General features: G+C 70.6%; 11 protein-coding genes and 2 pseudogenes. 7 read left to right on the top strand and 6 right to left on the bottom strand.

Annotated elements, in window-relative coordinates; all coding sequences use genetic code 11:
• Positions 1 to 342: 342 nt before the first annotated feature.
• Positions 343 to 723 (bottom strand): annotated as a pseudogene (locus E4N62_RS20240) (DUF6328 family protein); the annotation flags it as partial.
• A 378-nt stretch (positions 724 to 1,101) separates the two neighbouring features.
• Between E4N62_RS20240 and E4N62_RS20235 the strand changes: the two are divergent.
• Positions 1,102 to 1,479: a low affinity iron permease family protein gene (locus tag E4N62_RS20235; RefSeq protein WP_308185313.1), complete on the top strand. Its 378-nt coding sequence runs from the start codon at positions 1,102 to 1,104 to the stop codon at positions 1,477 to 1,479.
• A gap of 197 nt (positions 1,480 to 1,676) precedes the next feature.
• Here the strand turns inward: E4N62_RS20235 and E4N62_RS20230 are convergent, their stop codons facing one another.
• Complete coding sequence (locus tag E4N62_RS20230; protein WP_230216369.1) at positions 1,677 to 2,546, bottom strand: UbiA family prenyltransferase; 870 nt, start codon at positions 2,544 to 2,546, stop codon at positions 1,677 to 1,679.
• A 150-nt stretch (positions 2,547 to 2,696) separates the two neighbouring features.
• Here E4N62_RS20230 and E4N62_RS20225 point away from each other — a divergent pair, with 150 nt between their 5' ends.
• Genes E4N62_RS20225 through E4N62_RS20215 form a run of 3 tightly spaced genes read left to right on the top strand, consistent with a single transcriptional unit; the run spans position 2,697 to position 5,352 of the window.
• A complete protein-coding gene (locus E4N62_RS20225; protein WP_230216367.1) occupies positions 2,697 to 3,755 on the top strand; it encodes a type III polyketide synthase in 1,059 nt (352 codons plus the stop codon).
• 47 nt (positions 3,756 to 3,802) lie between these two features.
• Positions 3,803 to 4,342 (top strand): isoprenylcysteine carboxyl methyltransferase family protein, encoded by a 540-nt coding sequence (locus tag E4N62_RS20220; RefSeq protein WP_230216365.1) that lies wholly within the window; start codon positions 3,803 to 3,805, stop codon positions 4,340 to 4,342.
• The gene (locus E4N62_RS20215; protein ID WP_230216363.1) at positions 4,339 to 5,352 is read left to right on the top strand and encodes an NAD(P)/FAD-dependent oxidoreductase; all 1,014 of its coding nucleotides are present in this window, start codon (positions 4,339 to 4,341) and stop codon (positions 5,350 to 5,352) included. The genes E4N62_RS20220 and E4N62_RS20215 overlap by 4 nt, the downstream gene beginning before the upstream one ends.
• A 347-nt stretch (positions 5,353 to 5,699) precedes the next feature.
• Here the strand turns inward: E4N62_RS20215 and E4N62_RS20210 are convergent, their stop codons facing one another.
• On the bottom strand, positions 5,700 to 6,122 hold the full coding sequence (locus E4N62_RS20210; RefSeq protein WP_230216361.1) for a secondary thiamine-phosphate synthase enzyme YjbQ: 423 nt from the start codon (positions 6,120 to 6,122) through the stop codon (positions 5,700 to 5,702).
• A gap of 389 nt (positions 6,123 to 6,511) precedes the next feature.
• Here E4N62_RS20210 and E4N62_RS20205 point away from each other — a divergent pair.
• Positions 6,512 to 7,028, top strand: a pseudogene (locus tag E4N62_RS20205) (ATP-binding cassette domain-containing protein).
• Positions 7,025 to 8,101, top strand: coding sequence for an NAD(P)-binding domain-containing protein (locus tag E4N62_RS20200; RefSeq protein WP_230216359.1), 1,077 nt, complete (start codon positions 7,025 to 7,027; stop codon positions 8,099 to 8,101). Before E4N62_RS20205 ends, E4N62_RS20200 begins: the two are co-directional and overlap by 4 nt.
• A 64-nt stretch (positions 8,102 to 8,165) precedes the next feature.
• Here the strand turns inward: E4N62_RS20200 and mltG are convergent, their stop codons facing one another.
• Complete coding sequence (gene mltG / locus E4N62_RS20195; RefSeq protein WP_230216357.1) at positions 8,166 to 9,062, bottom strand: endolytic transglycosylase MltG; 897 nt, start codon at positions 9,060 to 9,062, stop codon at positions 8,166 to 8,168.
• A 53-nt stretch (positions 9,063 to 9,115) separates the two neighbouring features.
• Positions 9,116 to 11,038: an ABC transporter ATP-binding protein gene (locus tag E4N62_RS20190; RefSeq protein ID WP_230216355.1), complete on the bottom strand. Its 1,923-nt coding sequence runs from the start codon at positions 11,036 to 11,038 to the stop codon at positions 9,116 to 9,118.
• Between the two features lie 136 nt (positions 11,039 to 11,174).
• On the opposite strand from E4N62_RS20190, the gene E4N62_RS20185 reads away from it, so the two are divergent.
• On the top strand, positions 11,175 to 11,630 hold the full coding sequence (locus tag E4N62_RS20185; protein WP_230216353.1) for a MarR family winged helix-turn-helix transcriptional regulator: 456 nt from the start codon (positions 11,175 to 11,177) through the stop codon (positions 11,628 to 11,630).
• 107 nt (positions 11,631 to 11,737) lie between these two features.
• Here the strand turns inward: E4N62_RS20185 and E4N62_RS20180 are convergent.
• Positions 11,738 to 12,396, bottom strand: a 659-nt coding sequence (locus E4N62_RS20180) for a cation:dicarboxylate symporter family transporter (protein WP_230216351.1), incomplete at its 5' end; no start/stop codon positions are given.

Here is a 12,396-nt window from a genome sequence, read left to right as displayed (position 1 = left end):
GAACCCACTCACCGGACAAGCAGGCGGTCGACCATGAGCGTCGGACGGATAATCAAGCACAAGACACAGGCATTCAAGGGCCGGATCACCGAACCGCATCGGCCGGACCACCCGCAACAGGCGACCGCAGCGGCACGACAGGACCGACCAGGTCGCCGGAAACCTGAAGCAGTCCGGCGACAAGGCCAAGGACGCCTTCAGTCTGTGACCACGATCGCCCCGGGCCGTCTCCACGTTGCGTGGACACCGCCCGGAAGGCTCCAACACTCAATCGGCTGACAAAAATTGACGGCAATGAAACAGACCGACCTGCGCACCGAGAGCCAAAGAAGGCAGCCATGTCACGCCCTCGACGCGGCCGAGCACCACGTCGACGACGAGCAGTACGGAGCCAGTGAGGGCCAGCATCAAGACGCTCATACCCTCCCCCGCGAGCCGTGAAGAGACGCATGACGCTCTCGGGCTTGGCCCCGCGCTGAAACAGAGTGCGATGCAAGACGGCCGGCGCGGTGAACAGAGCCGCCGCGAGCACCGCGAGCAGCACCGGCGTGACGTACATGGTGCGCTGCGTCGTATCGAGCAGGGGAAGCGGGCGGTGAAGGCCAGTGTCAGCAGAAACGCGAACGGGATCTGGGCCCCGGTCTGGATGATCCTCAACTCCGCGAGCAGCTCGCCCGGCCGGGCGAGGTCCTCGTCGGCAGCGAAGACGGTGCGACGGCCCAACGCAACGGCCGCGCGCTGGAAGACGTGATCGATGAAGAGTCACAGACCCTGGACGGAGTCTCGCGGGCTCCCGTGCGGCTGGCGGGCCGGCGTACTGCTCCGGTCGCACGAGTGCGACTGTGGCCGGAGCCTCACGGGGAACCAGAGCGGACCCTGGGGTCGACCCAGCCGGGAAACGCTCGCACGCGCACGAGACTCGGCAGGCCTGGACCCTCTCCCGTCGAAGGTCCGCCTCCGGGAAGTCCGTCACGGCGCCCATCACTTCGACCAGGAACCCTTCACCGCGTACCAGGACGGAATCTCGCCGAACCCGCGGGGATGGTCCGCGTCCTGGCCGGGCGTGGCAGCCCTCGGGCATGCCACCGTCCGCTGTAGAGAATGGGCATGATTCTCAAGCATCCGTCCGACCGCGGAGGTTCGCGGAGCAAGCCATTTGAGAGGCTGGCCGAGAATGCCTCACGGTTCACCAGTTCAGCAACGTTCTTCGGGATCTGCCTGATCCTGGTCGCCGTGGCTGTCACGCTGCACGTGATCGGCCTGCCGATCACGTGGCTCCTGTTCGTGGGCGAGGCAATGTCGGCGGTGACCCTGCTCCTGGTGGCGCTGCTGAAGAACTCCGAACTGCGGGCCGAACGCGCCGTCCAGCGCAAGCTGGACGCCATCGCAGCAGCCCTGCTGGAAGGGCAGGAGGGCGGCGGCCCTGGAGAAGCACACCAGAAACTACGGTCCACCCTCGGCAGGGAAGCGAACTCCTGATGCGCCCGGCTGTCGCGCGCTTGCCCCGTTTCATGACCTGTCCGGTCCGGGTGATGCCGTGCCAGGGCACCGGGATGGGTCCGGCTTGCGAGGCACAGCTGGTGTCACCAGGAACCGCAGCTCACGCTCGGCGAAGGGCCGTGAGTGGACACCTTCATCCGCAGGGGGCGGGGCTGACGGCCGGCGAAGCGGCAGGGTCAGGCGATTCCGGTGCCGCGCAGCAGCAGCAATGCCACGTCCACCACCGCCACGGCGACCGCTGCGGCGAACGCCGCCCGCTCCCGGCGGCGTCCCAGCACCGTCCCAGCCATCGCGACCAGGACGGCCACCGCGAGCGCCGCCACTCCCCACCTGCCGGGTGGTCCGGCGGGCCCCAGCGCCAGAACCGCGGACGCGGCCACCAGCGGCACCGGCAGGAGCAGCCGGGTGCCGTCCGGGCCCAGCCGGTGCGGCCATCCCCGTACGCCCGTCGCCAGATCTCCGCGGATGTCCGGCAGTACGTCTCCCAGATGGGCGCCGACCCCCAGTAGGGCCCCGGCGGTTACCGCCCACCAGGCCGGCCACGGCTGCCCCGGCAGCCCCAGCGCCACGAACGCCGGGAGCGCGGCGAAGCCCACCGCGTACGGTGCCCAGGACCATGCGGTCGCCTTGAGCCGCAGGTCGTAGGCCCACGCCGCCGCGACTCCGGTCAGGTGAACGGCGCCAGCCCACAGGCCACAGGCGAGCGAGAGCGGCACGCACAGCGCCAGCGCGGCATACGCGGCCACCCAGACCTCCGTCACACCGACCGCCCCGTCGGCGACCGGTTTGCCGCGGCGGTCGGCGGCGATGTCCCGGCGCGCGTCGAACGCGTCGTTGCACCAGCCGACGGACAGCTGCCCGGTCAGAACGGCGGCGGCGGTCAGGACACCACGCGCGCCGCTCTGGCCGGCGGTGACGGCCAGAGCGGCCATCAGGGCGGTGACCGCCACGACCGGCCCGGGGTGGCACGATCCGGCCAGGCCGCCCACCCGGACGGCCCAACTCGCGGCCGGGCCGCCGGCCGTCGACTGTTCGGGAGTGCCCACCCGGCCGATCGTAGGCGGCCCCGGCCCCGCCCGGCTGGAGCACGCGCCCCAGGGAGGAACGGCCGGACGGGCGATTCATGGTATCGAAGCCCCGGCCCGGGGAACACGTGGGGAGCGACTCACCCGAGTTGACAACCCGACGGGAACGATATGACGCGGATCGCCGCCGTTCACGGTGCCCTCGCACCGCACCGTCGCACCCAGTCCGAGATCACCGACATGGTGGCCCGCACCTGCCTGCCAGAGGGCGCCGACCGCCGGGTCCTGGACCGGCTGCACCGCAGCGCGAAGGTCCGCTCGCGCCACTTGACGCTGCCGCTCGAACGGTACGGGGAACTGGACGGATTCGGCGCCTCCAACGACGTCTTCATCGCCTCGGCCACCGACCTGGGCGCCAAGGCCGTCCGAGACGCACTGCACCTGGCCGGGCTGTCCGCAGCCGACATGGACCTGCTGATCTTCACCTCCGTCACCGGCATCGCCACCCCCTCGATCGACGCACGGCTGGTCGGCCGCCTCGGACTGCGGCCGGACGTCAAACGGCTGCCCCTGTTCGGCTTGGGCTGTGCCGGCGGCGCCGCCGGCCTGGCCCGTATGCACGACTACCTGCTGGGCCGGCCCGACCACGTCGCGGTGCTGCTGTCGGTCGAACTCTGCTCGCTCACCTTCCAGCGCGACGACGCCTCCATGGCCAACCTGGTCGCCACCGCACTGTTCGGCGACGGCGCCGCCGCGGTCGTCGCCTGCGGCGCGGACCGTCAGGAGGAGACATCCGGCCCGACGATCGTGGACACGCGCAGCCATCTGTATCCGGACACCGGGCGCGTCATGGGCTGGGACATCAAGGACTCCGGCTTCCAGGTCGTCCTCGACCCGCAGGTTCCCGATGTGGTGCGCGGCTACCTCGCCGATGACGTCGGGGGGTTCCTCGGCGACCACGGGATCAAGCCCAACGACGTGACCGCCTGGGTCTGCCACCCGGGTGGCCCCAAAGTCCTGGAAGCCGTCACCGAGGCCCTCGGCCTGCCGGAGGAGGCGCTCGATGTGACCTGGCGTCACCTGGCCGACGTGGGCAACCTGTCCTCGTCGTCGGTGCTCCACGTACTGCGCGACACCCTGGCCGAACGCCGCCCGCCGCCGGGCACGCCGGGTGTGCTGCTGGCGATGGGGCCCGGCTTCGCCTGCGAACTCGTCCTACTGCGCTGGTAGTTCGGACCGTTGAAGGACACGAAGGGCACGAAGGGCACGAAGGGCACATGATCTGGTACGGACTGTTGGTGGCCGCCGTCGCCGGAGAGCGCGTCGCCGAACTCGTCGTCGCCCGCCGCAACGAGCGGTGGAGTACCGCCCGCGGCGCGAGGGTGACCGGGCAGGGCCACTACCCGGCGATGGTCGCCCTCCACACAGGCCTGCTGATCGCCTGCCCGGCCGAGGTGTGGCTGGCCGACCGGCCCTTCGTACCCGCCCTGGCCTGGCCGATGCTGGCCGTGCTGGCGGCCTCCCAGGCACTGCGATGGTGGTGCATCAACGCCCTGGGACCCCGCTGGAACACCCAGGTGATCGTCGTACCCGGCCTGCCGCTGGTGACGAGCGGCCCCTACCGGTGGCGGTGGCTGCGGCATCCGAACTACGTGGCCGTCGTCGCCGAGGGCGTGGCCCTGCCACTCGTCCACACCGCCTGGATCACCGCGGCCGTGTTCACCGTACTCAACGCCGTCCTGCTCACTGTGCGCATCCGCTGCGAGAACCGGACGCTGACCGCCGCGGCCAGACCGACCACACCCGCTCCGGCGTGATCGACGTACTGGTGGCCGGCGGTGGGCCGGCCGGTCTGGCCACTGCCATCCATGCCGCGCTCGCCGGCCTGGAGGCCGTCGTCGTCGAGCCCCGGACCGGGCCCGTGGACAAGGCCTGTGGCGAAGGAGTCATGCCCGGCGGTGTCGCCGCGCTGCGGGCACTGGGCGTCGAGGCCGGTGGCCGCGAACTGCGCGGCATCCGCTACGTGGACGGCGCCGTCCGGGCCGAAGCGCCCTTCCGCGACCACAGCGGGCTGGGGATCCGCCGTACGACGCTGCACTCCGCCTTGTACGAGCGCGCTCTCGGCCTCGGCGTGCGCATGCTGCCGGGCAAAATCGGCGAGGTGCGCCAGAGCGCGTACACGGTCACCGCCGCCGGGATCACGGCCCGTTGGCTGATCGCCGCCGACGGCCTGCACTCCCGGGTGCGCCGCCGCCTGGGGCTGGAACTACCGGGCCGCCCCCACGGCCGCTACGGACTGCGCCGGCACTACCGCGTCGAACCGTGGACGGACTTCGTGGAGGTTCACTGGTCCCGGCACGGCGAGGCCTATGTGACACCGGTCGGCGACGACCTGGTGGGCGTCGCGGTCCTCAGCCGCAGGCGTCGCGGGTACGACGAGCACCTGGCCGCCTTCCCGGCTCTCACCGCGTCGCTGCGCGGCCCGGCCGCGACGGAGGTACGCGGCGCCGGACCACTGCGGCAGCGGGTGCGGCGCAGAACCGCCGGCCGTGTCCTGCTCGTCGGCGACGCCGCAGGGTATCTGGACGCCCTCACGGGCGAGGGCATCGCCCTCGCGCTGGCGACGGCCGGGGCAGCCGTCCGCTGCCTGGCCGCCGGGCGACCGGAGGAGTACGAGCGCGCTTGGGCCCGGTTGACCCGACGCCACCGACTGCTGACCGGAGCCCTGCTGACCGCGAGCCGCCGTCCTGGCACGGCCCGCCTCATCGTCCCCGCAGCGTCCCGCATGCCTCCGGTGTTCTCAGCCGCGGTCCACGCACTGCAGTAGTGGTCCGGCCTTGGACTCACGAGCAGCGGATTCCATCCTCTGAACCGAAGTTGGAGCTCCGACACCCCTCAAGGAACGTTTCCGTAGTTCAGAGCACGTCTAGAGTGCGGCGGGTCGGACGCGAACCCACGGCCGACGGATTATGAGCCGCTGCCCTGCTCCACGCCGAAACTCGCTCCCTCCAGGCTTCCCGGTCGTCGGCATGCAGCCAGCCGACCGTGAAGGCGCTGACAGACCTCCTGCAGGATTCAGCAAGCGCGCCAAGCCCAGGGGGAACAGTTCCCCAGCCCCGCTCCTTGCCCCATTCGGTGCGGCCGGACTTTTCCCCTACAGTCCCACCAGGGCACCTAACCGAGGAAGCTCAACCGAACCAGACGGTCAGGATTGTCCCGGTTCGTGTCCACCAGGCACACCGACTGCCAGGTCCCCAGTTCCAGCCTGCCGTCGATGACCGGCAGTGTCGCGTGGGGCGGGACGATGGCGGGGAGGACGTGGTCGCGGCCGTGGCCGGGGCTGCCGTGGCGGTGCTGCCAGCGGTCGTCGGCGGGCAGCAGGGTGCGCAGAGCGGCGAGGAGGTCGTCGTCGCTGCCGGCGCCCGTCTCGATGATGGCGATGCCGGCCGTGGCATGCGGGACGAAGACGTTGAGGAGGCCGTCCCGGCCGGCCGCGGCCTCGCGGAGGAACGCCTCGCAGTCTCGGGTGAGGTCGACGATCCGCTCGCGAGAGCCGGAGGCGACGTTCAGTACTCGGGTGGTGAAGGCATCGGACATGGTTCCATCCTCGCGCACCGAGTGGGTGTCGGCGGGGACACTCCGACGCGGGAGTGACCAGCCGCCGTGACCAGCCGCCCCGCAAACGGCCCACACCTTGAAACACGGCGCCCACTTCGCGAGACCCCATTGACCATGTGGGGACCGGCTGGCTGACTTCCCCGCATGTCGCGTTCAGCCCTGCTCACTTCGCGCGGTCACATCGACCTGCTGCGGGTGGCCTTCGCCGCGTGTCGTCGCGGCCGCTGACGCCTCTTCATTTCGTTCCCGGCGCCCGGAAGACCTCCCGCGCACCCACGTACCTTCGCCGCCGGCATTGCGCGCAGGGCGCCTCCCTCCCTCCCCAGAGCTGGATTCCCGCCACAGGAGTCCCCCGGAAGGCTGCTGCCATGGCATCCGCGCGCCACGCCGTGCACGTAGAAGGCCTCACCCGTTCCTTCGGCGGCCGAGCCGTCATCGGCGGGCACCGACTCCACGTCCAGTACGGCGAGTTCGTGGCCCTGCTGGGCCGCGACGGCTGCGGCCGGTCCACTCTGCTCCGTGTCCTCGCCGGGCTCGACCGCGACATGACCCGAACTGCTGCTCATCGACGAGCCGTTCGACGGGCTCGACGGCGCGGCCCGTGGCAGGGTGCGGCGTCGGGTGAGCGAGTTGTGGCAGCGGCACGGCTGAGCTGTGCTCCTCGCCACGCAGGACGTCGAGGACGCGTTACTGCTCGCCGACCGTGTCCTGGTGATGGACGCGGGCGTCATCGCGTACGAGACACCGGTCGGCCTGGGGCGACCCCGTGACCTCACCGACCCCCGCTTCGCCGAGCTGCTCGGACAGCTCCTGGAACGGCCGGCCACCACGGCGGCAGGACCCCCGGGAAGATCCGGCACCCTCTCCCCGTTGGTAGAAGCATGAACGACATGCGTGAGGTCGAGGTGGTCGTCATAGGTGCCGGCCAGGGAGGTCTGGCCGGTGCCTATCACCTGCGCCGCACCGGTTTCGAGCCGGAGCGCGACTTCGTGGTGCTGGACCACTCCCCCGCGCCGGGCGGCGCCTGGCAGTTCCGCTGGCCGTCGCTGACGTACGGCAAGGTGCACGGGATGCACGCGCTGCCCGGTATGGAGCTGACGGGAGCCGATCCGGACCGGCCGTCCTCCGAGGTCGTCGGGGAGTACTTCGCCGCCTACGAACGCACCTTCGACCTGCGGGTACGGCGCCCCGTGGACGTCCGCGCGGTGCGGGAGAGCGAGGGCGGGCGGCTGGTCGTCGAGACCTCGGACGGTTCGTGGTCGACACGGGCGCTGGTCAATGCGACGGGGACGTGGGACCGGCCGTTCTGGCCGCGCTACCCGGGACAGGAGACCTTCCGGGGACGGCAGTTGCACACCGCCCAGTACCCCGGACCGGAGGAGTTCGCCGGCCTTCGGGTGATCGTCGTCGGCGGAGGCGCGTCCGGGACCCAGCACCTGCTGGAGATCGCGCCGTACGCCGCCGCGACGACCTGGGTGACGAGGCGTCCGCCCGTGTTCCGCGAGGGACCGTTCGACGAGGGTGCGGGACGGGCCGCGGTCGCCCTGGTGGAGGAGCGGGTGCGGCAGGGGCTGCCGCCGAGGAGTGTCGTGTCGGTGACGGGGCTGCCGCTCAACGACACGATCCGGCAGGGCATCGCGGACGGCGTCCTGGAGCGGTTGGCGATGTTCGACCGGATCACCCCCGACGGCGTGGAGTGGGACGACGGTCGTCGGGTGGACGCCGACGTCATCCTCTGGGCGACCGGTTTCCGCGCCGCCGTCGACCACCTGGCCCCGTTGCGGCTGCGCGAGCCCGGTGGTGGCATCCGCGTCGACGGCACCCAAGCGGTCACCGACCCCCGCATCCACCTGGTCGGCTACGGCCCCTCGGCGAGCACGATCGGCGCCAATCGGGCCGGCCGTGCGGCCGTACGGGACATCCGGCGGCTCCTGGCGAACGAACCGGCCGCCGCCTGACATCCCGACCGGCCGGCCGGGGCTCTCAGCTCGGCCGCCCTCTCGGCTCGGCCGACCTCTCGGTTCAGCCGGTCGCGGGTGAGGTCGAGGCCGAGGGTGATCCGCTGACCGCCCCGGCCCCCGGTGACGCCGCCTTCCTGCGGTTCTGGTTGAACTCGGCGACGTTGCGCAGGTGTTCCTGGTAGTTCGCCGTGAAGCGGGTGTCGCCCGGCTTGACCGTGACGAAGTACAGCCAGTCGCCGGACGTCGGGTTGACAGCCGCACGCATCGCCGCCTCACCCGGGTTGGCGATCGGGGTGGGCGGCAGCCCCATACGCCGGTACGAGTTGTAGGGGCTGTCGAACTTCGTGTCGTCGACGGTGGTGTTCAGCGTGGAGCGGTTCAGGGCGTAGTTGATGGTGGAGTCCATCTGCAGCGGCATCCCGCGCTCCAGCCGGTTGAAGATGACCCGGGCCACCCGGCCCATGTCCTCCTCGGTGGCCGCCTCGGCCTGGATGATGCTCGCGATGGTGACCGCCTGGTAGACGTTCATCGCGTTGCGCTGGGCCCCGGCCGTGACCTGGCCGCCGTTGAACTTCTTGTTCGCGGTCTCGACCATGACCGCCAGCAGGGACTCGGAAGTCGACTTCTCCCGCAGCGGATACGTCGCCGGGAAGAGATAGCCCTCCGGGTTGCCCTCGGCGTCGTCGGGCAGCATCAGGCTGGCCTTGGACAGCGACTTCCGGGTGGATCCGGCGGGCAGCGCGAGGGCCTTGTCGACGGCTTCGTAGACCTGGCCGGAGCGCCAGCCCTCCGGGATCACCAGGGACGTCGGGCGCTCGTCCGCGCCGCCCCCTCCCCCCACGCTCAGCAGCGGCACCGCCACGGCGGTGGCCGCCACGACGGCCCCGGCCGCGATGAGGGCGGTCCGGCCCCGACGCGTCAGTCGAATCGTGCTCCGTGGCGAAGTGTTCATCTGCATGCGGGCACGGTAACCCGCATATCACTTCAAAACCGGCATAACCCGGCATATCTTCATCTTGTCGGCTCCAGTTTCGGCACCTTGGCCACTTCCCGGGCCGGCTTCAGCCGCGCGTCCCTCCGGACCAGCGCCGCGTACCGCCCACCGCTCTCCAGCAGTTCCTCGTGCGTACCGCGCTCGACGGCACGCCCGGAGTCGAGCACGACGATCTGGTCGGCACCGCGGACGGTGGAGAGCCGGTGCGCGATGGTGACGGTGGTGCGGTTGGCGGAGAGGGCGTCGATGGCCTCCTGCACCGCATGCTCGGTACGGGTGTCCAGCGCGCTGGTCGCCTCGTCCAGGATGAGGACCGGCGGGTCGCGCAGGATGGTCCGGGCGATGGCGAGCCGCTGCTTCTCCCCGCCGGAGAAGCGGTGGCCGCGCTCACCGACGACGGTGTCGTAGCCGTCGGGCAGGGCCGCGATGTGGTCGTGGATCTGGGCCGCCCGCGCGGCGGCGTACAGCTCCTCGTCGGTGGCGTCCGGCTTGGCGAAGCGCAGGTTGTCGGCGACCGAGGCATGGAAGAGGTACGTCTCCTGCGAGACGACGCCGATACCTCGGGCCAGCGTGTCGAAGTCCAGGTCGCGGACATCGACGCCGTCGAGGGTGACCCGGCCGCCCGTGACGTCGTACAGCCTCGGCACCAGCGCGCCGAGCGTGGACTTGCCGGCACCGGTCGGCCCGACGACGGCGAGACTGCCGCCTGCCGGAACGGTCAGGTCGATGCCGTCGAGGATGGGGCGCGGCTTCGCTTCGCCGCCGGAGCCGCCGGGACTGCCGGGGCCGCCGTTCTTGCTGAGGCCACCGGGGCTGCCGGGGCCGCCAGGGCCGTCCGCGTCGTAGCGGAACTCGACGTTCTCGAAGCGGAGTTCGCCCTTGATCCGGTCGAGGTGGACCGGGTGCTCGGACTCGGTGATGTCGATCGGCAGGTCGAGGTACTCGAAGATCCGCTGGAAGAGGGCGAGCGAGGCCTGGATCTGGACACCCGTGGACAGCAGGCTGACGGTCGGCCGGAACAGGTTCTGCTGCAGCGAGACGAAGGCGACGAGCGTGCCGACGGAGACGGACGGGCCGCCGAGCTGGAGCGCGATGCCGGCGGTCCAGTAGATGACGGCCGGCATGGCGGCCATGACGACGGTGATGATGGCCATGCGCCAGCGCCCGGCCATGTTGGCCCTGACCTCCAGGTCGACGAGCCCCTCGGACTCCTCGGCGAAGGACTTGGTGAGCGAGTCGGCGCGGCCCATGGTGCGTCCGAGCAGGATGCCGCTGACGGAGAGCGACTCGGTGACCGTCGCGGCCATGGCGGCCATCTGGTTCTGCCGCTGGGTGGTGATCTTCTTGCGCTCGTCTCCGACCCGGCGGCTTATCCACACGAAGAGCGGCAGCAGGAGCAGGGTGACCACCGTGAGCCGCCAGTCCAGGGCGACCATCGCGACTACGGTGGCGACCACACTGGTGGTGTTGGACACCAGGGAGGTGGCCGTGGAGGTGACGGTCGCCTGCATACCGCCGATGTCGTTGGCGATGCGGGACTGGACCTCACCCGTCCGGGTCCGGGTGAAGAAGGCGAGCGACATCCGCTGCAGTCGGCCGTAGACGGCGGTGCGCAGATCGTGCATGACCCGCTGGCCGACGGTCGTGGAGATCAGCGTCTGCAGGACACCGAAGATACTGGTCAGGACGGCGCTCAGGATCATTCCGAGGGCCAGCAGGCTCAGCAGCCCGGTGCGGCCCTCGGGGATCGCGGTGTCGAGGATCTCCTTGAGGAGGAAGGGCGTGGCGACCGACGCGAGCGACGCGGCGCCGACGAGGAGTCCGACGATCGCGAGCCGACCCCGGTAGGGGCGAAAGAGCTTCAGGATGCGGCGCACCTGTCGGGGCTGGTCGCGTGTGTCGGCGGACGGCGCCCGGGTGGGTTCGTGGTCGGGATGCATGGGCTCCTACGGGAGGTGACGCGGATGGGGAGGTGCGAGGTGAGTCGTGATGACGAGGACGACTTCCGAACCTTGCGGAGCCTAGCTCATTGTTACCTATACTCACAATGAACATCGTCCTGATACTGTTCCCGGTATGACCGACCCCGACGGCGACGGACCGCTCGCCGAGCAGTTGCTGCGGCTCACCCGCCGTGTGCACCGCATCCAGAAGCGCCATCTCCAGCAGAGCGGGTTGGAGATCACCCCGGCGCAGTCGCGATTGCTGCGCGCCCTCGCCCACTACGACACGCCGCCGCGGATGGCCGATCTCGCCGAGCGGCTGGAGGTCGTGCCGCGGGCCGTGACGACCCTGGTCGACGCGCTGGAGGAGAGCGGGCGGGTGCGCCGGGCGCCCGATCCCACCAACCGGCGAGTCATCCGGATAGAGGTCACGGACGAGGGCCTCAAGGTCCTGCAGGAGCTGCACCACGCGCGCCGCTCGGCGGCGGAGGAGATCCTGGCGCCGCTGTCGGACGATCAGCGGGGGGTGCTCGAAGGCTTGCTCGACACGCTGGTCGACGGCGCGCCGACGGCGGAGCGGCGCTGCTGAGCGGCAGCGCTGAACAGGCGTACACGAAAGGGCCCGGCACGGAGTTCTGCGGAGTTCTGCGCCGGGCCCTTTCTATGCGGAGTGTGGGGAGTGTGGAGCAGGAGAGATCAAGCCTCCGCTTTGGAGAGAGCGGGAGCCTCGGGCTTCGCGGAAGTGGTCCCGGACGCGTCGCCGTCCTCCACGAACTCGATCTCGTCGTCGTCCTCCTCCACGAACTCGATCTCGCCGTCGAGCATCCTCTTGGCCCGGTCGGTGTCCAGCGCGCCTTCCCACTTCGAGACCGCGAAGACGGCGACACAGTTGCCGAGCAGGTTGGTGGCGACGCGCATCGAGTCCATGATGCGGTCGACCCCCAGGAGGAGGGCGACGGCACCGGCCGGGATGGCGCCGAGCGAGGCGGCGGTCGCCGACAGTGCGAGGAAGGCCGAACCGGGGATGCCCGCCATGCCCTTGCTGGTCAGCATGAGGACCAGGATGACGGTGACCTGCTGGCTCAGACTGAGGTCCACTCCCACGGCCTGCGCGATGAACAGGGTGCCGATGGAGAGGTAGATGGACGCGCCGTCCAGGTTGAAGGAGTACCCGGTGGGCAGCACCAGTCCCACGGCGTCGTCACGGGCTCCGGCCTGCCTCAGCTTCTGCATCATGCGCGGCATGACGGACTCACTGGAGGCCGTACCGAGCGCGAGCAGCATCTCCGCCCGGGTGTAGCGGACGAACTTCCACAGGCTCAGCCCGGTCATCAGCTTCAGCGCGACGCCCAGCA

It is taken from the genome of Streptomyces sp. MNU76 (assembly GCF_020982545.1).
Lineage (GTDB): Bacteria > Actinomycetota > Actinomycetes > Streptomycetales > Streptomycetaceae > Streptomyces.
Note: the sequence above shows the minus strand (reverse complement) of the source record. Positions and strands in the feature narration are given on the sequence as shown.

Coding starts and splice junctions, on each gene's coding strand:
- E4N62_RS20225 (WP_230216367.1), top strand. CDS start 2,697: ATGACGCGGATCGCCGCCGTTCACGGTGCCCTCGCACCGCACCGTCGC.
- E4N62_RS20210 (WP_230216361.1), bottom strand. CDS start 6,122: ATGTCCGATGCCTTCACCACCCGAGTACTGAACGTCGCCTCCGGCTCT.
- E4N62_RS20190 (WP_230216355.1), bottom strand. CDS start 11,038: ATGCATCCCGACCACGAACCCACCCGGGCGCCGTCCGCCGACACACGC.
- E4N62_RS20220 (WP_230216365.1), top strand. CDS start 3,803: ATGATCTGGTACGGACTGTTGGTGGCCGCCGTCGCCGGAGAGCGCGTC.
- mltG (WP_230216357.1), bottom strand. CDS start 9,062: ATGCAGATGAACACTTCGCCACGGAGCACGATTCGACTGACGCGTCGG.
- E4N62_RS20185 (WP_230216353.1), top strand. CDS start 11,175: ATGACCGACCCCGACGGCGACGGACCGCTCGCCGAGCAGTTGCTGCGG.
- E4N62_RS20235 (WP_308185313.1), top strand. CDS start 1,102: ATGGGCATGATTCTCAAGCATCCGTCCGACCGCGGAGGTTCGCGGAGC.
- E4N62_RS20200 (WP_230216359.1), top strand. CDS start 7,025: ATGAACGACATGCGTGAGGTCGAGGTGGTCGTCATAGGTGCCGGCCAG.